Genomic DNA, 25657 nt, shown 5'->3' with positions numbered 1-25657 from the left:
CGCAGGTCGCGCCGCAGCCGGTGGACCGGCCGTCGCGGGGCCCACGCGTAGCCCGTCGTCCGTGGCCCGACGGCGCGCCGGGGCATGATATCCCTCACCCTCGCGGCCGGTGCGGACCCGTGACCTGTGGAGGTCTCAACATGCGTTAGGCTATCGGCGAATCCATGAAGGCCTGGTCCGACGGCGTGCCCATCGAGCGCACGGCCCCGGCACACCGACGAACACCGGGAGTCCACCCTGTTCACGCTCGCGACCCCCTCTCCCTTCGTTGCCGCAGCAGAAGGCGAAGGCGGCTTCCACGCGCCGACGATCGGTGAGTTCTTCCCCGACGCCATCTTCTTCGCCGGCACGCCGTTCGAGTTCAACCGGCTGCAGCTCATCCGCGTGATCGCCACGATCGTGATCCTGGTGATCTTCGTGATCGCGGCGCGGCGCGCCAAGCTCGTCCCCGGACGGTTCCAGAACGGCGTCGAGATGGTCCTCGACTTCGCTCGCGTGAACATCGTCGAGGAGATCATGGGGACCGAGCGGGCTCGCCGCTACGTGCCCATGATCACCACGATCTTCGTGACGATCCTCGCGTTCAACCTGACGGGTGTGGTGCCGGGTCTCAACCTCGCGGGCACCTCGGTGGCCGGCGTCGCGATCCTCCTGGCGCTGTGGGTCTTCGTGGCCTACTGGGCCGCGGGCATCAGGCAGCACGGCCTCTGGGGCTACATCAGGGCGAACCTGTTCCCCCCGGGAGTGCCGTTCCCGATCTACTTCATCCTGGCGCCGATCGAGCTGCTCCAGCTCTTGATCATCCGTCCGGCCTCGCTGGTCATCCGACTCACGGCGAACATGGTCGCAGGCCACATCATGCTGGTCCTGTGCTTCGCCGCCACGAACTTCCTGCTCCTCGAGGCAGCGCCGGCCCTCAAGGCGATCAGCGCGCTGACTCTCGCGGGCGGCATCGCGATCACTCTCTTCGAGGTGTTCGTCGCGGGCCTGCAGGCGTACATCTTCGCGCTCCTCGCCACGGTCTACATCAACATGTCGATCGAGGAAGAGCACTGACCCGCACGACAGACCTGGTCCCGGGCCCTCGGTCCCGGAACCGACCCTGAGCTCCACCTGACGCATCGCACCTGACGCCCGTTCGCACGACCGGGCGCCCAACGGAAGGAAACACCGTGGACGTCACCACCCTCGCCGCTGTCGAAGGCAGCATCAACACCATCGGCTACGGCATCGCCGCGATCGGCCCGGGCATCGGCCTCGGCATCCTGATCGGCAAGACGGTCGAGGGCATGGCCCGCCAGCCCGAGGTCGCCGGCCAGCTCCGCGGCACCATGTTCATCGGTCTTGCCTTCGTCGAGATCCTCGCGCTGCTCGGCTTCGTCGCTGGCTTCATCTTCTGATGTCGACCATCGGCCCCCAGGCGGTCCTCGCCGCAGAGTCTGGCGAGGTCGACCCCATCAAGCTGTTCCTCCCGCCGTTCTACGACCTCTTCTGGTCGGCGGTCGTCCTGGTCATCATCGCGGTCGTCTTCTACAAGATGGTCCTGCCCAAGTTCCAGGCGGTGCTCGACGAGCGCACGGCCAAGATCGAGGGTGGCCTGGCCAAGGCGGAGTCCGCTCAGGCCGAGGCCGCTGCGGCACTGGCGGAGTACCACCAGCAGCTGCAGGAGGCCCGCACCGAGGCCGCGAAGATCCGTGAGGACGCTCGCGCCGAGGGCACGGCCATCGTCGCCGACCAGAAGGTCAAGGCCGGCGAGGAGGCCGCTCGCATCGTCGAGACGGCACACCGCCAGATCGAGGCCGAGCGTCAGCAGGCGTCGGTCTCGCTGCGCAACGACGTCGGGACGCTCGCGACCCAGCTCGCCTCGAAGATCGTCGGCGAGTCCCTCGAGGACTCCGCACGTCAGTCGCGTGTCGTGGACAGGTTCCTCGACGAGCTCGAGGCAGCGGGAGCCGGGGCCGCCAGCGCGGCGGCCAACGGCAAGGAGGGCTGATGCGCGGGACGAGCGGAGCCTCCCTCGCGCAGGCCCAGGACCGCTTCGAGCCGGTGCTGCGTGCTGCGGGCGAGGGGGCATTCGCCCTGGGCGAGGAGCTCCTCACCGTGGCCGCGGCGCTCGACGGCTCCGTGCCGTTGCGCCGGGCCCTCGCGGACCCGTCGCGGTCCGGCGAGGACAAGGCGGCCCTCGCGGCCGACCTGCTGCGTGAGGGCTTCGACGGTCGTGTGGTCGACCTGGTCTCCGGGCTCGCCCGGGACCGCTGGGCCCACGACGGGGACATCGCCGACGCCGTCGAGCACCTCGGTGTCGACGCGGTCCTGGCCTCGGCCGAGGCCCGCGGTGCGCTCGAGCGAGTCGAGGACGAGCTGTTCCGCGTCACGCGGTCGCTCGTCGGAGAGCGTGAGGCCCGTCGCGTGCTGACGGAGACCTCGACGGACCCCGCTCGTCGCAAGGCGTTCGTCGACGCGCTGCTCGCAGGCAAGGTCGACCCGGTCACCCAGTTCCTCGCGGAGCGGGCGACCGTGGCGCCTCGTGGTCGTCGTTTCGTGGCCACCCTCGTGTGGCTCGGGGACGTCGCCGCGCGCCGTCGCCGTCGCCTCGTCGCCTCGGTGACGTCGGGCACGGTGCTCAGCCAGGCACAGCAGGACCGTCTGTCCGCGCTCCTGGAGCGCGCGTACGGCCGGGCAGTCCAGCTGAACGTCACCGTGGACCCCGAGGTCCTCGGCGGCATGCGCATCCAGGTCGGGGCGGACGTCGTCGACTCGACGGTCCTCTCGCGCCTGGTCGACGCACGCAGACGACTGGTCAGCTGACCTGTTCGCCCGAACACTGAGGTCCTCGCGGCCCCCGGTGTCGTCGACACCCCGCCGGCTCCCGAGCCGGCGAACTGACAAGAACGTTCGACCGCTCCCGCACATCGCGGGGTGGCCACGACAGGAGAAGAGCAATGGCTGAGCTGACGATCCGGCCCGACGAGATTCGGGCCGCGCTGGACAGCTTCGTGAAGTCCTACGAGCCCGGGGGCGCGGTGACCGAGGAAGTCGGTCGCGTCACCCTCGCCGCTGACGGCATCGCCCAGGTGGAAGGCCTTCCGGGCGCAATGGCCAACGAGCTGCTGCGCTTCGAGGACGGCACCCTCGGCCTTGCCCTGAACTTGGACGTTCGCCAGATCGGTGTCGTCGTCCTGGGTGAGTTCACCGGTATCGAGGAGGGCCAGGAGGTCCGCCGGACCGGAGAGGTCCTCTCCGTCCCCGTCGGTGACGGCTACCTGGGTCGCGTCGTCGACCCGCTGGGTCAGCCGATCGACGGTCTCGGCGAGATCGAGACCGAGGGCCGCCGCGCCCTCGAGCTGCAGGCCCCCGGCGTCATGGACCGCAAGTCGGTCCACGAGCCGCTGCAGACCGGCCTCAAGGCGATCGACTCGATGATCCCGGTCGGCCGTGGTCAGCGTCAGCTGATCATCGGTGACCGCCAGACCGGCAAGACGGCGATCGCGACCGACACGATCATCAACCAGAAGGCGAACTGGGAGACCGGCGACCCGACCAAGCAGGTCCGCTGCATCTACGTCGCGATCGGCCAGAAGGGCTCGACCATCGCTGCCGTCCGCGGCGCGCTGGAAGAGGCCGGGGCCCTCGAGTACACGACGATCGTCGCGGCGCCCGCGTCCGACCCGGCCGGCTTCAAGTACCTCGCCCCCTACACGGGCTCGGCCATCGGCCAGCACTGGATGTACGGCGGCAAGCACGTCCTCATCGTCTTCGACGACCTGTCGAAGCAGGCCGAGGCCTACCGTGCCGTGTCGCTGCTGCTCCGTCGCCCGCCGGGCCGCGAGGCGTACCCCGGTGACGTCTTCTACCTGCACTCCCGTCTGCTCGAGCGTTGTGCGAAGCTCTCGGACGAGCTGGGCGCGGGATCGATGACGGGTCTGCCGGTCATCGAGACCAAGGCGAACGACGTCTCGGCGTACATCCCGACCAACGTCATCTCGATCACCGACGGCCAGATCTTCCTCCAGTCGGACCTCTTCAACGCCGACCAGCGCCCCGCGGTGGACGTCGGTATCTCCGTGTCCCGTGTCGGTGGTGCCGCACAGGTCAAGGCGATGAAGCAGGTCTCGGGCACGCTCAAGCTGGAGCTCGCGCAGTACCGCTCGCTCGAAGCCTTCGCGATGTTCGCGTCGGACCTCGACGCAGCCTCGCGCGGCCAGCTGACCCGTGGGGCCCGCCTCATGGAGCTGCTCAAGCAGGGCCAGTACTCGCCGTACCCGGTCGAGGACCAGGTCGCCTCGATCTGGGCCGGGACCAAGGGCAAGCTCGACGACGTGCCCCTCGAGGACGTGCGCCGCTTCGAGAGCGAGCTGCTGGACCACCTGCGTCGCAACACCGACGTGCTCAGCACGATCGCTGACACCGGCAAGCTGTCGGACGAGACCGAGGCTGCGCTGGCGAAGGGTGTCGACGACTTCCGCAACGGCTTCCTCACGGGCGACGGCACCCCCCTCGTCGGTGGCGAGTCGGACGAGGAAGAGGCCGTCGTGGTCGAGCAGGAGCAGATCGTCCGGCAGAAGAAGGCCTGACATGGCCGGATCCCAGCGCGTCTACAAGCAGCGGATCAAGTCGACGCAGTCCCTCAAGAAGATGTTCCGCGCGCAGGAGCTCATTGCTGCGTCGAGGATCGGCCGGGCTCGCGCCCGGTCGTCCGAGGCGGGCCCCTACGCCCAGGCGATCACCACGGCGGTCTCGGCCGTCGCGACGCACTCGACGACCCAGCACCCGCTGACGTCCGAGCGCACCGACACCAACCGGGTCGCGGTGCTCGTGGTGGCGTCGGACCGTGGCATGGCGGGCGCCTACTCGGCGTCGATCATCCGTGAGACCGAGCGTCTGGTCGAGCGCCTCACGCACGAGGGCAAGGAGGTCGCGCTCTTCGCCGCAGGGCGTCGCGCGGTGACCTACTACACCTTCCGTCACCGCGAGCTCGCCGGTTCGTGGACCGGCGGCTCGGACTCGCCGTCGTCGGACGTCGCCGGCGAGATCGCCGACACGCTGCTGAACGCCTTCCTCGCCCCTGCGGACGAGGGCGGCGTCGGTGAGCTGCACATCGTGTACACGCAGTTCGTGAACATGGTGACGCAGCGCCCCCGCGTCGTCCGGATGCTTCCCCTCGAGGTCGTCGAAGGGGTCGCGCCGGTCGGGCAGAACGACGTCCTGCCGCTGTACGACTTCGAGCCGTCGCCCGAGGCCGTCCTCGACGCACTGCTGCCGCGCTACGTGCGCAGCCGCATCTACAGCTGCCTCCTGCAGGCGGCCGCGTCGGAGCTGGCTGCCCGCCAGCGCGCGATGCACACCGCGACGGACAACGCCGAGGACCTGATCCGCATGTACACGCGACTTGCGAACCAGGCACGACAGGCCGACATCACCCAGGAGATCAGCGAGATCGTCTCCGGTGCCGACGCCCTCGCGGCGTCGTGAGGCACCGCATGACGAACCCGACGATCTCCATCACCTGCACCGAACCTGCCGGAGCTGTCTCCGGCCCTGCGAAGCGAGGCCAGTAATGACCGCCACCACCGTGGAAGCCCAGGTCGAGCACCAGAGCGGACCCGGCGTGGGCCGTGTCGCCCGCGTGATCGGCCCCGTCGTCGACATCGAGTTCCCGTCGGACGCGATCCCCGAGATCTACAACGCGCTGACCGTCGACATCGACCTGTCCGGACAGGGCGAGGGCGAGAAGTCCTTCCGCCTGACCCTGGAGGTCGCGCAGCACCTGGGTGACTCGCTCATCCGTGCGATCGCCCTCAAGCCCACCGACGGCCTGGTCCGTGGCGCCGTCGTCACCGACACGGGCTCGCCGATCAGCGTGCCCGTGGGCGACGTGACCAAGGGCCACGTGTTCAACGTGACCGGCGACGTCCTCAACCTCGCCGAGGGCGAGAAGCTCGAGATCACCGAGCGCTGGCCCATCCACCGCAAGCCCCCGGCGTTCGACCAGCTCGAGTCGAAGACCACCATGTTCGAGACCGGCATCAAGTCGATCGACCTCCTGACGCCGTACGTGCTCGGTGGGAAGATCGGCCTCTTCGGTGGTGCGGGCGTCGGCAAGACGGTCCTCATCCAGGAGATGATCCAGCGTGTCGCCCAGAACCACGGTGGTGTCTCGGTGTTCGCCGGTGTCGGCGAGCGCACCCGTGAGGGCAACGACCTGATCGTCGAGATGGAGGAGGCGGGCGTCTTCGACAAGACGGCCCTCGTCTTCGGCCAGATGGACGAGCCGCCGGGCACGCGTCTTCGCGTCGCGCTCTCCGCGCTCACCATGGCGGAGTACTTCCGTGACGTGCAGAAGCAGGACGTGCTGCTCTTCATCGACAACATCTTCCGCTTCACGCAGGCCGGTTCCGAGGTCTCCACGCTGCTCGGGCGCATGCCCTCCGCGGTGGGCTACCAGCCGAACCTGGCCGACGAGATGGGTCTGCTCCAGGAGCGCATCACCTCGACGCGTGGTCACTCGATCACGTCGCTCCAGGCGATCTACGTCCCTGCGGACGACTACACCGACCCGGCGCCGGCGACGACGTTCGCCCACCTGGACGCGACCACGGAGCTCTCGCGCGAGATCGCCTCGAAGGGTCTGTACCCGGCGATCGACCCGTTGACCTCGTCCTCGCGCATCCTCGACCCGCGCTACGTGGGCCAGGAGCACTACGACGTCGCGACGCGTGTGAAGTCCATCCTCCAGCGCAACAAGGAGCTGCAGGACATCATCGCGATCCTCGGTGTGGACGAGCTCTCGGAGGAGGACAAGACGGTCGTGGCGCGTGCTCGCCGCATCCAGCAGTTCCTCTCGCAGAACACGTACATGGCCGAGAAGTTCACGGGTGTCGTCGGTTCGACGGTTCCGCTGACGGAGACCATCGAGGCCTTCAAGAAGATCGCGGACGGCGAGTTCGACCACGTCGCCGAGCAGGCGTTCTTCAACATCGGTGGCCTCGAGGACCTCGAGCGCAACTGGGCCCGTATCCAGAAGGAGTACGGCGTCTGACACGACGTGAGCGCGCCGCGCGCCCGGCCACAGGGCCGGGCACGCGGCGCGCTTCGTCAGACCCGTGCACCGACATGAAGGAGTTGAAGTGGCACAGCTGAACGTCGACCTCGTGGCGGCGGACCGCAAGATCTGGTCCGGGGACGCGCGCGCCGTGAGCGCGCCCGCCGCCGACGGTGAGATCGGTATCCTCGTGAACCACTCGCCCCTCCTGTCCGTCCTCGGTGAGGGAACCGTGCGGATCACCGGCTCGAACGGCGAGAAGGTCGCCGTGAAGGTCACCGGTGGTTTTCTCTCGGTGGACTCCAACCAGGTCATGCTCGTGGTGGACGACGCAGAGGTGCTCGACGGCGCCGGCGTCTCCGGCCACTGACGGGCTCAGGTAGTACACGTGCCGCTCCCCGCCTGGATCGCGATCGGACTGCTTCTCGCAGTCGCGCTCGTGGCCGGGCTGGGAGCGTTGCGTCTTCGGGCCATCTCCCACCGGGTGGGGTCCTTCGAGTGCAGCGCCCGTCCCGCCGGGGACGGGCAGGCGTCCTGGTCGCTGGGGATCGCGCACTACGGGGTGGGGCGCATCGACTGGTGGCGCTGCTGGTCCCTGTCGCTGCGTCCGTCCCGCTCGTGGCGGCGCCAGGACCTCGTGATCGTCTCGCGCCGGCCTCTGGACGGGGACCGCGACCTCTTCCTCGTGGAGTGCTCGTACGAGGACGTCCGGTTCGAGCTGACGATGTCGAGCGGCGCGTACGCCGGCCTGGCGTCGTGGCTCGAGGCCGCGCCCCCCGGCCGTCGCGGCGTGGTGGTCTGAGACCGGCTGTGCGGCGCGGCGGGGTGCTAGCGTCGCCCGTGGACGTCGTCCCGGGCCTGGGCTCTCGGCCTCGCGAGGCTGTCCGTGCGGTCCCGCCGCCACCTTCTTTCCCCGTCTGAGGAGTTCTTCGTGCGTCTCGTGGTTGCCCAGTGCTCGGCTCACTACACCGGCCGGCTCTCGGCCCACCTCCCGCTCGCGACCCGTGTGCTGCTCGTCAAGGCTGACGGCAGCGTGCTGCTGCACTCGGACGGCGGCTCGTACAAGCCTCTCAACTGGATGAGCCCGCCGTGCTCGATGGCGGTGTCCGAGCCTGACGAGTCGGCGCGGGAGCGTGGCGTGACCCAGGTCTGGGCGGTCCAGCACGCGAAGAGCGACGACCGCCTCGAGATCGAGCTGTACGAGGTCCTGCACGACTCGGCTCACGACCTGGGCGTGGACCCGGGCCTGATCAAGGACGGCGTCGAGGCGCACCTCCAGGAGATGCTCGCCGCCCAGATCCAGCTCCTGGGGACGGGGCACACGTTGATCCGCCGCGAGTATCCGACGGCGATCGGCCCGGTCGACATCCTGGCCCGGGACAAGGACGGTGCGACGGTCGCGGTCGAGATCAAGCGCCGGGGTGACATCGACGGCGTCGAGCAGCTCACGCGCTATCTGGACCTGCTGAACCGGGACCCGCTCCTGGCGCCGGTGCGGGGTGTGTTCGCGGCGCAGGAGATCAAGCCGCAGGCGCGTGTCCTGGCGACGGACCGGGGGATCGGCTGTCTGGTCCTGGACTACGACGCGATGCGCGGGGTCGACGACGTGGACTCGCGTCTCTTCTGACCTGGAGCCCGCACGCCTGCTCGGTGTGCGGGTTCTTCTCGTGCTACTTTTTTGAACATGTTCAAAAATGTCCGTGCCGCGACCGGGGCGACTCCATGAGCCCCACACCCAAGTCGGCGGAGACTCGCGCCAAGGTCCTCGACGCGGCGCTCGGGATGCTGCGCGAGCAGGGTTACGAGGCGACGACCATGCGCGCGATCGCCACCCGGGCCGGGGTGAGCACCGGCAACGCGTACTACTACTTCCCGTCCAAGGACCACCTGGTCCAGGAGCTCTACGTCGACGTCCAGCGGGCGCACCGGTGCGCTGTGGACGACGCGCTCAGGCAGGGCGGGACGCTCGCCGAGCGTCTGCGCCTCGTGCTCGACGCGGGGATCGACGTGTTCACGCCCTACCACTCGTTCGGTGCCGAGTTCGTCTCGGTCGCGATCCGCCCGGACGCTGCGGCCAACCCGTTCAGCGACGCCTCGCGCGAGGCGCGCGAGCTCTCGCTCGCGATCTTCGAGGACGTCGTCGCGGGGGCCTCGCCTGCGGTTCCCGCGGCGCTGCGTGCACAGCTCCCCGAGCTGCTGTGGCTCGCGCACCTCGGGGTGACGCTCTTCTGGGTCCAGGACTCGTCGTCGGGCACGGCGCGGACGCGGCGCCTCGTCGCCGGGGCGAGCCCGATCGTCGGCACGCTCGTCCGGCTCTCCCGCCTCCCGGTGGCGCGCAAGGTCGTCGACGACGTCCTGCGCCTGACCGCCTCGCTCAGGACCTGACGTGAGCCCCTCGACCGCGGTTCTCGTGGACCTCGTGGTGGCCTTCGGTCTCGTGGTGGTGCTCCCTCTCGGGCTGTCCCTGCTCGGGTCGCGCACGGTCCCGGGGGCGGGCAGCATGTGGTGGCCCGTGGCAGGAGCCGTCACGGCCGCAGGAGCCTGGCTCCCGCGGGGCCCGCTCGCGCAGGCGGCGACGGTGCCGTTCCTGGTGGAGTCCGCGGTCCTGGCCGTCGCGGCGTTCCGCGTCGCCCTTCCCGGCCCGACGGCGCCTCGACCGCTCGAGGTGCGACTCGCCGTCGGCGTCGCTCTGGTCATGCCGGGGGTCGGTGCAGCGGCGATGCTCGCCGACCGCGGGGGATGGGGCCTCCTCGGGTTCTCGGGGACGTACCTGACGCTGACCGTGCCGCACATGCTCTTCGCGGGTTTTGCGGCGGCGCTCGTCGCCGGGCTGACCGTGGGTCTCAGCGGCAGCCGCGCCGGGGCCGGCCGGCCGGGCCCCTCGGGCCTCGCGCGCGTCGGCGCGGCCGGTGTGCCGCTGGGGACCGCCCTGGTCCTGGTCGGGTACTTCGTCGGGGACGTCGCCGAGCTGGTCGGTGCGCTCGTGCTGACGGGCGCGCTCTGGTGCACCGCCTGGGCCGTGCTCGCCATCCCGGCCCGGCGGGCTGCGCGGGCGCTCCTCGTGGCGGGAGCCGTCGCCGTCGTGGCGTCGATGCTGCTCGCGGTCTGGTGGGCCGTCGGTGAGGCCATGGGGGTGCCGCACCCGAGCATCGGGCAGATGGCGGCGACGCACGGTGTCGCGAACGCGCTCGGCTTCGCCCTGTGCACCGTGCTGGGCCTGCGGCTCGCACGGGGCGGAGCCGACCCGGGGGGCCGGGCTCCAGCGATGCAAGAAGGTGACCGCTCGGCACACAGACCCAGCAGGAGTCCAGGACGGAGACAGGCATGACGCAGCCCCGCACGACCTACCCCGAGGTGGGAGCCACCCGGTCCGCAGCACTGCCGACGGGCTATGCCCGCCTGCGCCTGCGCCACCGGATCTCGGAACGGCCGTACTCGGTCGACGAGCTCGGTCGCCTCGGCGAGCTGCTCCTGACCTGGCAGGTGCACGCTCGCGCGCGCGTCGAGATCGTGACCTCTGCGCCGGTCGCGGAGCCCGGTGGGCTCGTGACGACGCGGCTGGGCCTCGGGCCCGTCCGGCTGAGCGAGCCGTGCGAGGTCGTGTGGGTCGAGCGGGAGGAGCAGCGGATCGGCTTCGGCTACGGCACCCTGCCGGGGCACGTGTTCGTGGGGGAGGAGTCGTTCGTGCTCGAACGCGACGCGGCAGGCGACGTGTGGTTCGTCGTGGACGTCTTCAGCAACCCCGCGGTCCGGTGGGTCTCGATGCTCCGTCTCCTGGTCCCGACGTTCCAGCGGCTGTACATCGCGCATCTCGCGCGGGCCGCGCGCCGGCTCCTGCGTGACCTCTGACGGGTGCGTCTCAGCACTCGACCCGTCTCGAGGGTCACCGCGACCATTCGTGCGTCGTCCGAACGAAGTGCGCAAGAATGAGGTCATGACGTCGAACCCCGCCCCGCTGTCGTCCACCTCCACGCCTGCCTCGTCTCCGGGGGAGGCGTCGCCCGCCGGGCGGACCGCCCTGCGGGGCCGGGTCGTGACGCCGCAGGAGGTGATCGAGGACGGCGTCGTGGTCCTCGACGGTCCGGTGATCGCCTGGGTCGGCGAGCGCCAGGATGCCGCGGCTGCCGGATACGCGGCCGCGGTCGAGGCGGCCGCCGAGCCCGTCGAGGGACAGGTCGTCCTGCCGGGCCTCGTCGAGGTGCACAACCACGGTGGTGGCGGGGCGAGCTTCCCCGACGCCGCCGACGCGCACGAGGCCCTCGTCGCGGTCCGTGAGCACCGGCGGCACGGGACCACGAGCCTGGTCGCGTCGCTCGTGACCGCCGAGCGAGAGACCCTGCTGCGCCGGGTCGCGACGCTCGCGGACCTCGGGGACGCGGGCGAGATCGTGGGCATCCACCTGGAGGGGCCGTTCCTGTCCGAGGTGCGCTGCGGCGCGCAGAACCCGCACGACATGCTCGCGGGGGACCCCGGGCTGGTCCGGGCGATCGCCGAGGCCGGTCGTGGGCACGTCCGCACCATGACCTTCGCGCCCGAGGTGCCGGGCAACACGGGGCCCGGCGGTGTCGTCGAGACCCTGGTCGAGGTCGGGGCGATCCCCTCCGTCGGGCACACCGACGCGTCGTCGGAGCAGACCGACGCCGCGATCGCCGAGGGCGTCGCGGCGCTCGCCGCTCGTCGGGCGGAGCTGGTCGCCGCAGGAGAGCAGGTCGGTCCGGCGCCCCGCGTGACGGCGACCCACCTCTTCAACGGCATGCGCCCGCTGCACCACCGCGCGCCCGGACCCGTCGCCTCGTGCCTGGCGGCCGCGGCCCGCGGCGACCTCGTGGTCGAGCTCGTCGCGGATGGCACCCACCTCGCGGCCGGGACGGTCCGCAGCGTGTTCGAGCTCGTCGGGGCCGACGCGATCGTGCTCGTCACGGACGCGATGGCCGCTGCGGGCATGGCCGACGGCACGTACCAGCTCGGTCCGATGGCGGTCACGGTCGCCGACGGCGTCGCGCGCCTCGACGACGGGACGCCCGAGGGGTCGATCGCCGGGGGGACGTTCCACCTGCTCGACGTGGTGCGCGCGACCGTCGGATTCGGCATCCCGCTGGTCGACGCCGTCAAGGCGGCGTCGCTGACACCGGCCGGCGTGCTCGGGCGTGCGGACATCGGCGCGCTGGAGGCCGGTCGTCGGGCGGACGTCGTCGTGACGGACGCGGAGCTCCACCCGGTGAGCGTGTGGCGCGGTGGCGCGCTGGTCACCGACTGACTCGAACGAACCTCACGACGTCGCCTGACCTGCGACGACGCCCGAACTGCGGCCCGGCCCCGAGCGAGAGCTCGGCGCCGGGCCGCCGTCGTCCGGGGAGAGGGGTTGACGGAACGCAATAGTTCAGTCAATACTCGTATTCAGTCGAAGCGCTTCGACGAAGCGCTTCGACACATCGTTCCCCGAGGGCGGGGCCGACACGAGGAGGTGGCGAGATGGTGACCATGCAGGACGTGGCCGCGCGGGCGAACGTGTCGCTCAGCACGGTGTCGTACGCGCTCAACGGGACGCGCAAGATCTCCGACGAGACGCGCGCCCGGATCGAGGCGGCCATGACGGACCTCGGCTACCACCGCAACGCCATGGCTCGGGGGCTCGCCTCGCGCCGGAGCCACGTCCTCGCCCTGATCTTCCCCGCGACCGAGGCCGGGATCGGCGGGACCGTCTCGGAGTTCGTCACGAGCGCTGCCGCAGCGGCCCGCGAGGCGGGTTACCACCTGGTGCTGTGGCCCTTCGCGGCGCACGAGGCCACGGAGATCCGTGACCTGACCCAGCAGGGCATGGCCGACGGGGTCCTGCTCATGGAGGTCCGGCTCGACGACCCGCGCGTCGAGGTTCTCCACGAGGCCGGTGTGCCCTACACGATGATCGGGCGCACCCGGGAGCTCGAGGGTCGCCCGTACGTCGACATCGACTTCGCTGCGACGACCGAGGCGGCCGTGGAGCACCTCGTCGCCCGGGGTCACCGGCGGATCGCGTTCATCAACCACTCGGCCGAGAGTGCCGCGGCGGGCTACGGCCCGACCCTGCGAGCGGACGAGGGGTTCACCGCGGCCATGGAGCGCCGCGGGCTCGTGGGACGCAGTCTCCTGTGCGACGAGACGGCCGAGGCCGGTCGCGCCGCGGTCGGGGAGCTGCTCGAGCAGGACCCGACGCTCACCGCGTTCGTCACGATGAACGAGATCGCGACGTTCGGCGTCATGTCGGGCCTGCAGGCTCGTGGCCTCGCGGTCCCGGGTGACGTCTCGGTGCTCGGCATCGTCACCTCGCCGGGCGTCGGTGCGATGAGCACGCCCCCCTTGACCACCATGCACGCACCGGGCGCCGAGCTCGGGCGGCTCGGTGTGCAGTCCTTGGTCGCACGGATCGACGACGCGGGCAGGGCGCACGCGCCCGTCCTCGTCCCGTGCGACCTCGAGGCCGGCGCGAGCGTCGGCCCCGCCCCTGTCCGGGGTCCCTGACCCGGGTGCTCGACCCTGACCCCGACCACGGCCTCGTCCCCGAGGTGCCGAGGTCGCGACCGCCGGTTCGCCGGTGCATGTCCGCCGGCCCCGCCGGTGCAGGACCAGACGATCGGCGCTGGCGCCGACGCTCAATGATGAGGAGAGAGTCATGTTGCGTACACGGAAGCCTCTTGTCGCTGCCCTGGTAGCGCTCCCACTTGCCCTGGCGGGCTGTGCGGGAGGAGGGAGCGGCGGAGGAGACTCCGACGACACGACCCTCACGATCTGGCACTACGAGTCCGAGACCTCGGCCATGGGCCAGGCCTGGGCCAAGGCGATCGAGATCTTCGAGGACGAGAACCCCGACGTCACGGTCGACGTCCAGAAGCAGACCTTCGAGCAGATCCAGAAGAACGCGAAGATCGTGCTCACGGGCGACGACGTGCCCGACGTCATGGAGTACAACAAGGGGAACGCGACCGCCGGTCAGCTCGCGTCGCAGGGCCTGCTGACGCCCCTGACCGACGCGGCGAAGGAGCGCGGCTGGGACACCACCCTCAGCGGGTCGCTCCAGACCACCGCGACGTACGACGAGAACGGCCTCATGGGGTCGGGCGACTGGTACGGGGTGCCGAACTACGGCGAGTTCGTGGGCGTCTACTACAACAAGGACATGTTCGCGCAGTACGGCGTCGAGGTCCCGACGACGCTCGCCGAGCTCGAGACCGCGATGGCGACGTTCCAGGCCGCGGGCGTCATCCCGCTCGCCGAGGCCGGCGCCGAGTACCCGCTCGGGCAGCTCTGGTACGAGCTCGTCCTCGCGAACGCCGACCAGGACTTCGTCGACGCCTACCAGCTGTTCGACGGCGATGTCGACTTCCAAGGCCCCGAGATGACGGAGGCCACCGAGACCCTCGCCGACTGGATCGACAAGGGCTACATCGCGTCCGACTCCGCTGCTCTCACGGCCGAGGACATGGGCGTCTCGTTCATCAACGGCACCTACCCGATGATGGTCTCCGGCTCGTGGTGGTTCGGACGCATCGTCGACGAGATGGATGCCGACTGGGGCCAGTTCAACTTCCCGGGCAACACGCTGCAGGTGGGCTCGTCGGGCAACCTGTGGGTCGTCCCGACCAACGCCGACTCGAAGTCGCTCGCCGAGGAGTTCATCGACATCACGCTGCGCCCCGAGGTCCAGAACATCCTGGGCGAGGCCGGCGGGCTCCCCGTCGCGGGTGACGTCTCGGCGATCACGGACGAGCGCACCAAGGCCCTCACGCAGAACTTCAACGACATCCTGGCCGCCGACGGCCTCGCGTTCTACCCCGACTGGCCCGTCGCGGGCTACTACGACGTGCTCGTGAGCCAGCTCCAGTCGCTCGTCAACAGGTCCAAGACCCCGGCCGAGGTCCTCGACGGCCTGTCCGGCCCGTACGAGGAGGGCAAGGCGGACCTGCTCGAGGGCTGATCCGCAGCGCAGGGATCCCGGTGGGCGGGCGACCGCCCGCCCACCGGGGCCGAGGACTCCGACGACGAGGAAAGACCATGAGCACTGTCCAGACGCCGACCCCTGCGGTCGAGCGAGCACGAGCCGCGCGCTCGCGGCGCAGCAGACCCCGCTGGGTGGGGTACCTGCCCTACCTGATCCCGGGAGCGGTCGCCTTCACGGTGGTCATCCTGATCCCGTTCGCCACGAACGTGTACTACAGCCTCTTCAAGTGGAAGGGCGGGATGGCCCCGAAGAAGTTCGTGGGCCTCGACAACTACGCCGCACTCATGGCCGACGAGCAGTTCTGGACCTCGTTCCGGAACTCGATCGCGATGATCCTGGCGATGGTCGTGGTCCCGACGCTGATCGGCCTCGTCCTGGCGGCCGTCCTGTTCGACTACCTGGGGCGCCGGTTCGGCGGTGGGGTCGCGGCGTTCCTGCGGGCGACCTACTACCTGCCGCAGATCCTGCCGGTCGCGGTCGCGGGCGTCTTGTGGAACTGGATCCTCAACTCCCAGACCGGTGCGCTCAACGTGGTCCTGCGCTCGATCGGGTTCGAGAACCCGCCCAACTGGCTCGGGTCCACGACCACGGCGCTGCCCACGGTCATGGCCGTCCTGGTCTGGGTCCAGATCGGCTACCCGGTCGTGATCTTCATGTCGGCGCTCCAGCGGGTCGATCCCGAGCTGTACGAGGCGGCCGAGCTCGACGGCGCCGGGTGGTGGCGACGGTTCGGCGCGATCACGATGCCGCAGATCCGTCCCGAGACGTTCGTGGTGGTCCTGACCTGCACGGTCGCGGCACTCAAGGTCTTCGGCCCGATCTACGTGCTGACCCGTGGCGGCCCCGAGAGCTCGACGCTCGTGCCCAGCTACTACTCGTACCTCAACTTCTTCGACAAGTCGAAGGTCGGCTACGGCGCTGCCGTGGCGACCGTCCTGACGCTGGTGATCGTCGTGGTCGCCCTCGTGATCCTCGCCCTGCAGTCCCGCGCTGAGCGCCGTGAAGAAGGAGGCCGCTGATGGCCACCGACACGTTGACCCCGTCCGTCGACGAGACCACGGGGGACCAGGTCCTGCGGGCCACGCGCCCCGACCAGCGGCACCGCCGAGGGGTCGGGCGCTGGTTCGTCCTCGCCGCGGCCGCCCTGTTCGCGCTCCTGATGCTCGCACCGTTCGTCATCATGCTCCTCAACGCGTTCAAGTCGCCTGCGGAGTACTCGCAGGACGGGCCGCTGAGCTGGCCGACGCACCTGTACTTCGACGGCGTCGTGGCGTTCTGGGAGCGGGTCGACTTCCCGCAGAAGCTGCTGAACTCGATCTGGATCTCGGCCGCTGTCGCGATCGGGGGCACGTTGCTCTCGCTGCTCAACGCCTACGCGATCGGCGTCGGGAGGGTCAAGGGCCGGCTGTGGATCATCATGCTGTTCCTGCTCGCGAACATGCTGCCGCAGGAGGCCCTGGTCTACCCGCTGTTCACCATGGCGCAGCAGGTCGGCCTGTCGAACTCGCAGTGGTCCGTGATCATCATCTTCACGGTCATCCAGTCGGCGTTCGGCACCTACCTCCTGTCGTCGGTGCTGGGCACGTTCCCGCCCGCGCTGCTCGAGGCCGCGGCGCTCGACGGCGCCACGCGCTGGCAGATCCTGTGGAAGATCGTCTTCCCCGTCGTGCGCCCGACGCTCTCGGTCCTGATGATCTTCTTCTTCATCTGGACCTGGAACGAGTTCTTCATCCCGCTGGTCATGCTGACGACCAACGACACCCAGACGATCCCGATCGCGCTGGCCTCGCTCCAGGGCGACCGGATGATGGACGCCACGACGACCAACGCGGGCGCGCTGGTCTCGCTCGTCCCGGCCGTCATCTTCTTCCTGATCTTCCAGCGCACCCTGACGCGAGGCGTCACGGCCGGCGCCGTGAAGTGATCGCACCTACTCCGAAGGAACCGAGCACCCATGAAGTTCACCGACGGCTACTGGCAGGTCCGTGACGGCTTCTCGCCGCTCCACCCGGCCCAGGTCGACGACGTCCGCGCGGACCCCGCGGCGGGCACCATGACGGTGTACGCCCCGACCGCCGTGATCCGGCGGCGTGGCGACACGCTCAACCGGCCGCTCCTGACGGTCACCTACTCGTCGCCCGCACCGGGGGTGATCGGCGTGCGGATCGAGCACCTGAGCGGCGGTGCGCAGCGCGGCCCGCACTTCGAGCTCCACCGCGAGGAGGGGTTCTTGCCCGAGATCTCGGTCGACGAGGCTGCGGGAGTGCTGCGGTCGGGGCCGCTCGCGGTGCGGGTGCACCGGGACGGCGGCTGGCGTGTCGACGTCGAGCAGGACGGGCAGGTCGTGACGTCGAGCCTGCACAAGGCCGTGGGCGCGGTCCAGGCCGATGCCGCGCACGGGGGAGCGCACTACGTGCACGAGCAGCTGAGCCTCGCACCGGGCGAGCACCTGTACGGGCTGGGGGAGCGGTTCGGGCCTTTCGTCAAGAACGGGCAGGCGGTCGACATCTGGAACGCCGACGGCGGGACGTCGAGCGAGCAGGCGTACAAGAACGTGCCGTTCTACATGAGCAGCCGGGGGTACGGCGTGTTCGTCGACCACCCCGAGCTGGTGTCGTTCGAGGTCGCGTCGGAGACGAACACGCGGGCGCAGTTCTCGGTCGAGGGGCAGTCGCTCCAGTACTACCTGGTCGCGGGCCCTACGCCCAAGGAGGTCCTGACGCGGTACACCGCGCTGACGGGACGCCCCGCGCGCGTCCCGGGCTGGTCGTTCGGGCTGTGGCTCACGACGTCCTTCACGACGAGCTACGACGAGCAGACCGTGAGCGGGTTCATCGACGGGATGGCCGAGCGGGACCTGCCGCTGTCGGTCTTCCACTTCGACTGCTTCTGGATGCGCGAGTACCAGTGGGTCGACTTCGAGTGGGACCCGCGCACGTTCCCGGACCCCGAGGGCATGCTGGGCCGGCTGAAGGACAAGGGCCTCAAGATCTGCGTGTGGATCAACCCGTACGTCGCGCAGCGCTCGCCGCTGTTCGAGGAGGCCCGCGAGGCGGGGTACCTGCTCCGCACGGCCGACGGTGGCGTGTGGCAGTGGGACAAGTGGCAGGCGGGCATGGGTCTGGTCGACTTCACGAACCCCGAGGCGACCGAATGGTACCTGGGCAAGCTCAAGGGACTGCTTGACCAGGGGGTCGACTGCTTCAAGACCGACTTCGGCGAGCGCATCCCGGTCGACAGCGTCGTGTGGTCGGACGGGTCGGACCCGGCCAAGATGCACAACTACTACGCGCAGCTCTACAACGAGGCGGTCTTCCGGCTCCTCGAGCGCGAGCGCGGCGAGGGGGACGCGGTCCTGTTCGCACGGTCGGCGACCGCGGGCGGCCAGCAGCTGCCCGTCCACTGGGGTGGCGACTGCGACTCGACGTACGCGTCGATGGCCGAGTCGCTGCGCGGCGGGCTCTCGCTCGCGATGTCCGGCTTCGGGTACTGGAGCCATGACATCGGGGGCTTCGAGGGCGTTCCGGACCCGGGTGTCTTCAAGCGGTGGCTCGCGTTCGGCCTGCTGTCCTCGCACAGCCGGCTGCACGGCTCGGACTCGGTGCGCGTGCCGTGGGCGTTCGACGAGGAGGCGGTCGACGTCACCCGGCGGTTCACGCGGCTCAAGCTCTCGCTCATGCCGTACCTGGCGGGGGTCGCGGAGGAGGCGCACCGGGACGGGATCTCGATGATGCGGCCCATGGTGCTGGAGTTCCCGGCCGACCGCGGGGGCTTCGGGGTCGACACGCAGTACATGCTGGGCGGCTCGTTGCTCGTGGCGCCGGTCTTCACGGCCGAGGGCGACGTCGAGTACTACGTCCCGGAGGGGTGCTGGACCAACCTGCTCGACGGGAGGACCGTCTCGGGTCCGCGGTGGGTGGCGGAGCGTCACGGGTTCGACTCGCTGCCGCTCCTGGTCCGTCCGGGCACCGTGCTTCCGGTCGGTGCGCGGACCGACCGCCCGGACTACGAGTGGGCCGACGGCGTGACCCTGCGCCTGTTCGAGCTGCCCGACGGCCACGACTCGACGACCGTGGTCCCGTCCGAGACGGGCGCGGCCACGACGTTCCGCACCGTCCGTGAGGGGGCGCGGGTCACGGTCTCCTCCGACGACGCCCGTGCACCGTGGGCCGTGCAGCTCGGCGACCAGGTGGTCCGGGCGCCCGGTGCGGGCAGCGTCGAGCTGTCCGTCTGACGCTCGTCCCGCGCCACGCGGCGGGGGAGCGCGAGGGAGTGGTGAGCGGCGTCGTCGGGCGGGGGAGTCTCCTGCCCGACGGCGCCGCGCACCACCCGCCCTCGACGTCACCCGGCCGCGTGGGTACGCTGATCGAATCGATACGTGAGAGCGCTTCCACGTAGGGAGCGGTCGACCACCCGAGCACACCGAAGGAACACCGTGAGCACCGTCGCCACCCATGCCGACCACGCACCGACCACAGCGCCGCCGCCCGCACGGCGGATGTTTCCGACCGACTTCCTCTGGGGATCGGCCACCGCCGCCTACCAGATCGAGGGAGCCGCCGCCGAGGGCGGACGCGGCCCCTCCATCTGGGACACCTACTCCCACACGCCGGGCCGCACGCTCAACGGGGACACGGGCGACGTCGCCGACGACCACTACCACCGGTGGGCCGAGGACGTGCGGCACATCAAGGACCTCGGGCTCGGCGCCTACCGGTTCTCCATCTCCTGGTCGCGCGTCCAGCCCGGCGGCACGGGCGAGTTCAACCCCGAAGGCATCGCGTTCTACTCGCAGCTCGTCGACGCGCTGCTCGAGGCCGGGGTCAAGCCCGTCGTGACGCTCTACCACTGGGACCTCCCGCAGGAGCTCGAGGACCGAGGCGGCTGGGCCAACCGCGAGACCGCCTACGCGTTCGCGGAGTACGCGCGCCGCATGGCCCGCGAGCTCGGCGACCGCATCGACGTGTGGACCACGCTCAACGAGCCCTGGTGCTCGGCCTACCTCGGCTACGGCTCGGGCGTCCACGCCCCCGGCCGCACCGTACCCGCCGCGGCGCTCGCGGCCGTGCACCACCTCAACCTCGCCCACGGGCTCGCGTGCCGCGCGATCCGCGACGAGCTGGGCGAGGACGCCAAGACCTCGGTGACGCTCAACCTGCACGTCATCCGGCCCGACGACCCCACCTCGGACGCCGACCTCGACGCCGTGCGCACGATCGACGCGCTCGCCAACCGCGCGTTCCTCGGCCCCCTGCTCGACGGCGCCTACCCCGCGGACCTGCTCGCCGACACCGCGCACGTGAGCGACTGGTCGTTCGTCCAGGACGGCGACCTGGAGCTCGTGCGCCAGCCGCTGTCGATCCTCGGCATCAACTACTACTCGACCGTGCGGGTCCGGCACTTCTCCGGGGACGGCGAGCGCTCCGAGAGCGACGGACACGGTGCGTCGAGCCACAGCCCGTGGATCGGGGTCGACGACGTCGAGTTCGTCCAGCAGCCCGGGCCCTACACCGCGATGGGCTGGAACATCGAGCCCGTCGGCATGACCGAGCTCCTGCTCTCGGTGCACCAGGCCTACCCCGACCAGCCGCTCATGGTCACCGAGAACGGGGCGGCCTTCGACGACGAGGTCAGCGTGGACGCCGACGGCACCGCGCGAGTCCACGACGACCGCCGCGTCGCGTACCTGCACGACCACATCGACGCCGTCGGGGCCGCGATCGACGCGGGCGCCGACGTGCGCGGGTATTTCGCGTGGTCGCTGCTCGACAACTTCGAGTGGGGCTACGGCTACGACCGCCGCTTCGGGATCATCCGGGTCGACTACCAGACCCTGGAGCGGACCTGGAAGGACTCGGCCCACTGGTACCGCCGGCTCGCGACGACGTCGGTGCTGCCCGGGGTCGACGAGCTCTGACACCAGGGGTGCGTCCGACCGCGACGTCCGGGTCTTCCTGAGAGGGGGAGGCCCGGACGCCGTGCTCCAGCGTCCCGGAGGTCTCGGTGCCCTGGGCACCTCGGTGCCCCGGCGCCCCCCGACGGGGACCGGTGATCTTTGTCGCAGCCCGACGCGATCCACGCGACACGCCGAGCGGGCACGACACACCTGAGAATTTTCTGCCCGGCTTGTCCGCTTCGCGGCGTGTCGCTCGGGGCCTGCGGTACGTCGTCGACGACCCCCGTGACCGGTCGCGCGTGGCGGGCCGACTCCCCACAGCGTGTGGACGACGATCCTCCACAGCCTGTGGAGAAGTCGCGGGGACCGCGAGAGCGTGCGGATCGAGCTGCGGACGAACGGTGGACGACGGCGTCCGCCGGGTCCTGTCAGTGCCTCCTGGGAGGATGGATCCGTGCTTGTAGCACACTCCGAGGGGCCTCGAGGAGGAGGCGACCAGGATCACCCGACCACGACATCTAGTGCCGAGCGCGGAGCCCGCCTACTAGGTATAGTGGTCAGCACCAGGGAGCGCACCACCTCCTCGGACACATCACACGATCGTAGTTCCACCAGTGTTCTTCGAGGTCAGGACCCTTCGCGGAGTCGACCCGGGACCCGTGGAAGACCGATCCCCTACACGAGGAGACTGACCAGATGAGCATCACGGTCTACAGCAAGCCGGCTTGCGTTCAGTGCGACGCGACCTACCGCGCCCTCGACAAGAAGGGCATCGAGTACTCGGTCGTGGACATCAGCCAGGACGCCGAGGCGCTCGAGCTTGTCCGCGGCCTCGGCTACCTGCAGGCACCCGTCGTCATCGCGGGCGACGACCACTGGTCGGGCTTCCGCCCCGACCAGATCAACGCACTCGCGGCAAAGGTCGCTCCCGTCGCCTGAGCAGCTCGTCCCTCCGGTCCCCGCTGCGAGGTGTGACATGGGATCGCTCGTCTACTTCTCCAGCGTCTCGGACACCACCCACCGGTTCGTCCAGAGGCTGGGCCTCGAGGACCGCGGCCAGTCGGTCCATCGCATCCCGCTGCGACCCAAGGACGAGTTCCTGCGGGTCGACGAGCCGTACGTCCTGATGATCCCGACGTACGGCGGCGGCAACGAGGGCGGGGCAGTGCCCCGCCAGGTCGTCAAGTTCTTGAACGACGCACACAACCGGTCGTTGATCCGCGGCGTGATCGCCGCGGGCAACACCAACTTCGGCGCTGCCTACTGCATCGCCGGCGACATCATCTCCTCGAAGTGCCAGGTGCCCTACCTGTACGCCTTCGAGCTTCTTGGAACAGCCGAGGACGTCGAGCGCGTCCGCGACGGATTGGGACGATTTTGGCAACGACAGTCACGGATTCCAGCGTGAGCACGGTGGCTGCGGGAGTCGAGCTCGACTACCACGCACTCAACGCGATGCTCAACTTGTACGGCCCCGACGGCGAGATCCAGTTCGACAAGGACCGCCAGGCCGCGCGCCAGTACTTCCTCCAGCACGTCAACCAGAACACCGTCTTCTTCCACAGCCTCGAGGAGAAGCTCGACTACCTGGTCGAGAACAAGTACTACGATCCCGCGGTCCTCGCCAAGTACGACCGCGCCTTCGTCAAGTCGCTCTTCGAGTTCGCGTACTCCAAGAAGTTCCGCTTCGACACGTTCCTCGGCGCGTTCAAGTACTACACCTCGTACACGCTCAAGACGTTCGACGGCAAGCGCTACCTCGAGCGCTTCGAGGACCGCGTGTCCATGGTCGCGCTCGGCCTCGCCGACGGCAACGAGCAGACCGCGCTCGACATCGTCGAGGAGATCGTCGCAGGCCGATTCCAGCCCGCGACCCCGACGTTCCTCAACATCGGCAAGGCGCAGCGCGGCGAGCCCGTGTCCTGCTTCCTGCTGCGCATCGAGGACAACATGGAGTCCATCGCGCGCGGCATCAACTCCGCGCTGCAGCTCTCCAAGCGCGGCGGCGGCGTCGCCCTGCTCCTGAGCAACATCCGTGAGCACGGCGCCCCGATCAAGCACATCGAGAACCAGTCCTCGGGCGTCATCCCCGTGATGAAGCTCCTCGAGGACTCCTTCTCCTACGCGAACCAGCTCGGGGCCCGCCAGGGCGCCGGTGCCGTCTACCTGCACGCGCACCACCCCGACATCATGCGGTTCCTCGACACCAAGCGTGAGAACGCCGACGAGAAGATCCGCATCAAGACGCTGTCCCTGGGCGTCGTCATCCCCGACATCACGTTCGACCTGGCGAAGAAGAACGAGGACATGTACCTCTTCTCGCCGTACGACGTCGAGCGCGTCTACGGCAAGCCCTTCGCCGACATCTCGGTCTCCGAGAAGTACGACGAGATGGTCGACGACGCGCGCATCCGCAAGACCAAGATCAAGGCGCGCGAGTTCTTCCAGACCCTCGCCGAGCTCCAGTTCGAGTCCGGCTACCCGTACGTCATGTTCGAGGACACGGTGAACAAGGCGAACCCCATCAAGGGTCGTATCACCCACTCGAACCTGTGCTCCGAGATCCTCCAGGTCTCGACGCCCTCGACGTACAACGAGGACCTGTCGTACGACCACGTCGGCCGCGACATCTCGTGCAACCTGGGCTCGCTCAACATCGCCAAGACGATGGACTCGCCCGACTTCGCCAAGACCATCGACACCGCGATCCGCGCCCTGACGGCCGTGTCCGACCAGACGAGCATCGAGTCCGTCCCGTCGATCAAGCGCGCCAACGAGTCGGGTCACGCGATCGGCCTCGGGCAGATGAACCTGCACGGCTACCTCGCTCGCGAGCGCGTCTTCTACGGCTCCGAAGAGGGCATCGACTTCACGAACATCTACTTCTACACCGTGGCCTACCACGCGATCGCCGCGAGCAACCGCCTCGCGATCGAGCGGGGCCGCGCGTTCGGCGGGTTCGAGGACTCGACGTACGCCTCGGGCGAGTACTTCGAGAAGTACACGACCCAGGTGTGGGAGCCCGCGACGCCGCGCGTCAAGGAGCTGTTCGAGACCGCCGGCGTGCACATCCCCACGCAGGAGGACTGGAAGGCGCTCGCCGCGTCCGTCAAGGAGCACGGCATCTACAACCAGAACCTCCAGGCCGTCCCGCCGACCGGTTCGATCTCCTACATCAACAACTCGACGTCGTCGATCCACCCGGTCGCCTCGAAGATCGAGATCCGCAAGGAGGGCAAGATCGGGCGCGTCTACTACCCGGCGCCCTACCTGACGAACGACAACCTGGAGTACTACCAGGACGCGTACGAGATCGGCTACGAGAAGATCATCGACACGTACGCCGCGGCGACGCAGCACGTGGACCAGGGGCTGAGCCTCACGCTGTTCTTCAAGGACACCGCGACCACGCGCGACGTCAACCGCGCGCAGATCTACGCCTGGCGCAAGGGCATCAAGACGCTGTACTACATCCGCCTGCGCCAGCTCGCGCTCGAGGGCACCGAGGTGGAGGGTTGCGTCTCCTGCATGCTGTGATCGTCCTCGTCGCCTGAGGGCGACGTCCACGGGAGGGGCGCCGGTCTTCCCGGGCCGCTCGTGCCTCGCGGCCCCCGCCAGGCCCGACCACGACCGGCGCCCCTCCCGTTCCCGCCGCCCGCAGGACCTCTCGTCTCGTCGCTGGCACCGTGCTGAGAAAGAAGAAGAACGACATGTCACCCACTGGCAAGCTGAAGCTCATCGATCGCGTGTCTGCGATCAACTGGAACCGTCTCGAGGACGACAAGGACGCCGAGGTCTGGGACCGGCTCGTCGGGAACTTCTGGCTCCCCGAGAAGGTCCCGGTCTCGAACGACATCCAGAGCTGGGCCACGCTCACCGAGGAGGAGAAGACGCTCACCATGCGCGTCTTCACCGGCCTCACGCTCCTGGACACCATCCAGGGCACCGTGGGCGCCGTGTCGCTCATCCCGGATGCGATCACCCCGCACGAGGAGGCCGTGTACACCAACATCGCCTTCATGGAGTCCGTGCACGCCAAGAGCTACTCGTCGATCTTCTCGACGCTGTGCTCGACGCGCGAGATCGACGAAGCGTTCCGCTGGTCGGAGGAGAACCCCAACCTCCAGCGCAAGGCCGAGATCGTCATGGAGTACTACAAGGGCGACTCGCCGCTCAAGCGCAAGGTCGCGAGCACGCTCCTCGAGTCCTTCCTCTTCTACTCGGGCTTCTACCTCCCGATGTACTGGTCGAGCCGGGCGAAGCTCACGAACACCGCTGACCTGATCCGCCTCATCATCCGCGACGAGGCCGTGCACGGGTACTACATCGGCTACAAGTTCCAGAAGGGGCTCGAGAAGCTCAGCCCCGAGGAGCGCGACGAGATGAAGGCCTACACGTACGAGCTCCTCTTCGAGCTCTACGAGAACGAGGTCCAGTACACCGCCGACCTCTACGACGGCGTCGGCCTGACCGAGGACGTCAAGAAGTTCCTGCGCTACAACGCCAACAAGGCCCTCATGAACCTGGGCTACGAGGCGCTGTTCCCCAAGGACGAGACCGACGTCAACCCGGCGATCCTGTCCGCGCTGTCCCCGAACGCCGACGAGAACCACGACTTCTTCTCCGGCTCGGGCTCGTCCTACGTGATCGGCAAGGCCGTGAACACCGAGGACGACGACTGGGACTTCTGATCCCGGCGACCGTGCCCGTCCGGTCCGCGCTCGCGTGAGCCCGCGCTGACCCG

The 25657-nt window shown here is 69.4% G+C and carries 24 protein-coding genes; all 24 read left to right on the top strand.

All coding sequences use genetic code 11. The annotated features are described in order from the left end of the window. The first annotated feature begins 237 nt into the window (after positions 1–237). The 24 genes from atpB (at position 238) to nrdF (ending at position 25604) form a co-directional block, all read left to right on the top strand. Positions 238–1056, top strand: a complete 819-nt coding sequence (gene atpB, locus IE95_RS0102030) for a F0F1 ATP synthase subunit A (protein ID WP_030149960.1) — start codon at positions 238–240, stop codon at positions 1054–1056. Between the two features lie 116 nt (positions 1057–1172). Next, complete coding sequence (gene atpE / locus IE95_RS0102025; protein ID WP_030149959.1) at positions 1173–1400, top strand: ATP synthase F0 subunit C; 228 nt, start codon at positions 1173–1175, stop codon at positions 1398–1400. Beyond that, positions 1400–1993, top strand: coding sequence for a F0F1 ATP synthase subunit B (locus IE95_RS0102020; RefSeq protein ID WP_030149958.1), 594 nt, complete (start codon positions 1400–1402; stop codon positions 1991–1993). The genes atpE and IE95_RS0102020 overlap by 1 nt, the downstream gene beginning before the upstream one ends. Next, a complete protein-coding gene (locus IE95_RS0102015) occupies positions 1993–2808 on the top strand; it encodes a F0F1 ATP synthase subunit delta (RefSeq protein ID WP_030149957.1) in 816 nt (271 codons plus the stop codon). The genes IE95_RS0102020 and IE95_RS0102015 overlap by 1 nt, the downstream gene beginning before the upstream one ends. Positions 2809–2942: 134 nt before the next feature. Continuing rightward, entirely contained in the window at positions 2943–4574 is a 1632-nt protein-coding gene (atpA, locus tag IE95_RS0102010; RefSeq protein WP_030149956.1) for a F0F1 ATP synthase subunit alpha, read from the top strand. Position 4575: 1 nt separating this feature from the next. Continuing rightward, positions 4576–5472, top strand: a complete 897-nt coding sequence (locus IE95_RS0102005; protein ID WP_030149955.1) for a F0F1 ATP synthase subunit gamma — start codon at positions 4576–4578, stop codon at positions 5470–5472. 85 nt (positions 5473–5557) lie between these two features. Next, on the top strand, positions 5558–7039 hold the full coding sequence (gene atpD, locus IE95_RS0102000) for a F0F1 ATP synthase subunit beta (RefSeq protein ID WP_030149954.1): 1482 nt from the start codon (positions 5558–5560) through the stop codon (positions 7037–7039). An 88-nt stretch (positions 7040–7127) separates the two neighbouring features. After that, the gene (locus IE95_RS0101995) at positions 7128–7412 is read left to right on the top strand and encodes a F0F1 ATP synthase subunit epsilon (protein ID WP_030149953.1); all 285 of its coding nucleotides are present in this window, start codon (positions 7128–7130) and stop codon (positions 7410–7412) included. A gap of 18 nt (positions 7413–7430) precedes the next feature. Further along, positions 7431–7844 (top strand): DUF2550 domain-containing protein, encoded by a 414-nt coding sequence (locus tag IE95_RS0101990; protein ID WP_030149952.1) that lies wholly within the window; start codon positions 7431–7433, stop codon positions 7842–7844. A gap of 129 nt (positions 7845–7973) precedes the next feature. Continuing rightward, positions 7974–8669: an endonuclease NucS gene (nucS, locus tag IE95_RS0101985; RefSeq protein WP_030149951.1), complete on the top strand. Its 696-nt coding sequence runs from the start codon at positions 7974–7976 to the stop codon at positions 8667–8669. Between the two features lie 95 nt (positions 8670–8764). Continuing rightward, positions 8765–9427 (top strand): TetR/AcrR family transcriptional regulator, encoded by a 663-nt coding sequence (locus IE95_RS0101980; RefSeq protein WP_030149950.1) that lies wholly within the window; start codon positions 8765–8767, stop codon positions 9425–9427. A 1-nt stretch (position 9428) separates the two neighbouring features. Continuing rightward, positions 9429–10370, top strand: a complete 942-nt coding sequence (locus IE95_RS0101975) for a YndJ family protein (RefSeq protein WP_051702598.1) — start codon at positions 9429–9431, stop codon at positions 10368–10370. After that, on the top strand, positions 10367–10891 hold the full coding sequence (locus IE95_RS0101970; protein WP_030149948.1) for a DUF1990 domain-containing protein: 525 nt from the start codon (positions 10367–10369) through the stop codon (positions 10889–10891). The genes IE95_RS0101975 and IE95_RS0101970 overlap by 4 nt, the downstream gene beginning before the upstream one ends. Before the next feature lie 85 nt (positions 10892–10976). Then, positions 10977–12299: an N-acetylglucosamine-6-phosphate deacetylase gene (locus IE95_RS0101965; protein ID WP_084689706.1), complete on the top strand. Its 1323-nt coding sequence runs from the start codon at positions 10977–10979 to the stop codon at positions 12297–12299. Between the two features lie 215 nt (positions 12300–12514). After that, positions 12515–13540, top strand: a complete 1026-nt coding sequence (locus tag IE95_RS0101960; RefSeq protein ID WP_030149946.1) for a LacI family DNA-binding transcriptional regulator — start codon at positions 12515–12517, stop codon at positions 13538–13540. A 151-nt stretch (positions 13541–13691) separates the two neighbouring features. Then, on the top strand, positions 13692–14993 hold the full coding sequence (locus IE95_RS0101955) for an ABC transporter substrate-binding protein (RefSeq protein WP_030149945.1): 1302 nt from the start codon (positions 13692–13694) through the stop codon (positions 14991–14993). Between the two features lie 77 nt (positions 14994–15070). Next, positions 15071–16036 carry a carbohydrate ABC transporter permease gene (locus IE95_RS0101950; protein ID WP_084689705.1) on the top strand — a complete coding sequence of 322 codons (966 nt, stop codon included), beginning with the start codon at positions 15071–15073 and terminating at the stop codon, positions 16034–16036. Beyond that, on the top strand, positions 16036–16941 hold the full coding sequence (locus tag IE95_RS0101945) for a carbohydrate ABC transporter permease (protein ID WP_030149943.1): 906 nt from the start codon (positions 16036–16038) through the stop codon (positions 16939–16941). The genes IE95_RS0101950 and IE95_RS0101945 overlap by 1 nt, the downstream gene beginning before the upstream one ends. Positions 16942–16971: 30 nt before the next feature. After that, positions 16972–19251: an alpha-xylosidase gene (yicI, locus tag IE95_RS0101940; protein WP_030149942.1), complete on the top strand. Its 2280-nt coding sequence runs from the start codon at positions 16972–16974 to the stop codon at positions 19249–19251. Positions 19252–19515: 264 nt separating this feature from the next. Further along, positions 19516–20934: a GH1 family beta-glucosidase gene (locus IE95_RS0101935; RefSeq protein WP_036570525.1), complete on the top strand. Its 1419-nt coding sequence runs from the start codon at positions 19516–19518 to the stop codon at positions 20932–20934. A 675-nt stretch (positions 20935–21609) separates the two neighbouring features. Beyond that, a complete protein-coding gene (nrdH, locus tag IE95_RS0101930) occupies positions 21610–21852 on the top strand; it encodes a glutaredoxin-like protein NrdH (protein WP_030149940.1) in 243 nt (80 codons plus the stop codon). A 37-nt stretch (positions 21853–21889) separates the two neighbouring features. Next, positions 21890–22321, top strand: coding sequence for a class Ib ribonucleoside-diphosphate reductase assembly flavoprotein NrdI (gene nrdI, locus IE95_RS0101925; protein ID WP_030149939.1), 432 nt, complete (start codon positions 21890–21892; stop codon positions 22319–22321). After that, positions 22291–24450, top strand: a complete 2160-nt coding sequence (gene nrdE, locus IE95_RS0101920; RefSeq protein ID WP_377679149.1) for a class 1b ribonucleoside-diphosphate reductase subunit alpha — start codon at positions 22291–22293, stop codon at positions 24448–24450. Before nrdI ends, nrdE begins: the two co-directional genes overlap by 31 nt. A gap of 173 nt (positions 24451–24623) precedes the next feature. Continuing rightward, complete coding sequence (nrdF, locus tag IE95_RS0101915; protein WP_030149937.1) at positions 24624–25604, top strand: class 1b ribonucleoside-diphosphate reductase subunit beta; 981 nt, start codon at positions 24624–24626, stop codon at positions 25602–25604. Positions 25605–25657: the final 53 nt, after the last annotated feature.

It is taken from the genome of Oerskovia turbata (assembly GCF_000718325.1).
In the GTDB taxonomy this organism is placed as follows: domain Bacteria; phylum Actinomycetota; class Actinomycetes; order Actinomycetales; family Cellulomonadaceae; genus Oerskovia; species Oerskovia turbata.
Note: the sequence above shows the minus strand (reverse complement) of the source record. Positions and strands in the feature narration are given on the sequence as shown.

Coding starts and splice junctions, on each gene's coding strand:
- IE95_RS0102020 (WP_030149958.1), top strand. CDS start 1,400: ATGTCGACCATCGGCCCCCAGGCGGTCCTCGCCGCAGAGTCTGGCGAG.
- IE95_RS0102015 (WP_030149957.1), top strand. CDS start 1,993: ATGCGCGGGACGAGCGGAGCCTCCCTCGCGCAGGCCCAGGACCGCTTC.
- atpA (WP_030149956.1), top strand. CDS start 2,943: ATGGCTGAGCTGACGATCCGGCCCGACGAGATTCGGGCCGCGCTGGAC.
- IE95_RS0102005 (WP_030149955.1), top strand. CDS start 4,576: ATGGCCGGATCCCAGCGCGTCTACAAGCAGCGGATCAAGTCGACGCAG.
- atpD (WP_030149954.1), top strand. CDS start 5,558: ATGACCGCCACCACCGTGGAAGCCCAGGTCGAGCACCAGAGCGGACCC.
- IE95_RS0101980 (WP_030149950.1), top strand. CDS start 8,765: ATGAGCCCCACACCCAAGTCGGCGGAGACTCGCGCCAAGGTCCTCGAC.
- IE95_RS0101970 (WP_030149948.1), top strand. CDS start 10,367: ATGACGCAGCCCCGCACGACCTACCCCGAGGTGGGAGCCACCCGGTCC.
- IE95_RS0101965 (WP_084689706.1), top strand. CDS start 10,977: ATGACGTCGAACCCCGCCCCGCTGTCGTCCACCTCCACGCCTGCCTCG.
- IE95_RS0101960 (WP_030149946.1), top strand. CDS start 12,515: ATGGTGACCATGCAGGACGTGGCCGCGCGGGCGAACGTGTCGCTCAGC.
- IE95_RS0101955 (WP_030149945.1), top strand. CDS start 13,692: ATGTTGCGTACACGGAAGCCTCTTGTCGCTGCCCTGGTAGCGCTCCCA.
- IE95_RS0101950 (WP_084689705.1), top strand. CDS start 15,071: ATGAGCACTGTCCAGACGCCGACCCCTGCGGTCGAGCGAGCACGAGCC.
- IE95_RS0101945 (WP_030149943.1), top strand. CDS start 16,036: ATGGCCACCGACACGTTGACCCCGTCCGTCGACGAGACCACGGGGGAC.
- yicI (WP_030149942.1), top strand. CDS start 16,972: ATGAAGTTCACCGACGGCTACTGGCAGGTCCGTGACGGCTTCTCGCCG.
- IE95_RS0101935 (WP_036570525.1), top strand. CDS start 19,516: ATGTTTCCGACCGACTTCCTCTGGGGATCGGCCACCGCCGCCTACCAG.
- nrdH (WP_030149940.1), top strand. CDS start 21,610: ATGAGCATCACGGTCTACAGCAAGCCGGCTTGCGTTCAGTGCGACGCG.
- nrdI (WP_030149939.1), top strand. CDS start 21,890: ATGGGATCGCTCGTCTACTTCTCCAGCGTCTCGGACACCACCCACCGG.
- nrdF (WP_030149937.1), top strand. CDS start 24,624: ATGTCACCCACTGGCAAGCTGAAGCTCATCGATCGCGTGTCTGCGATC.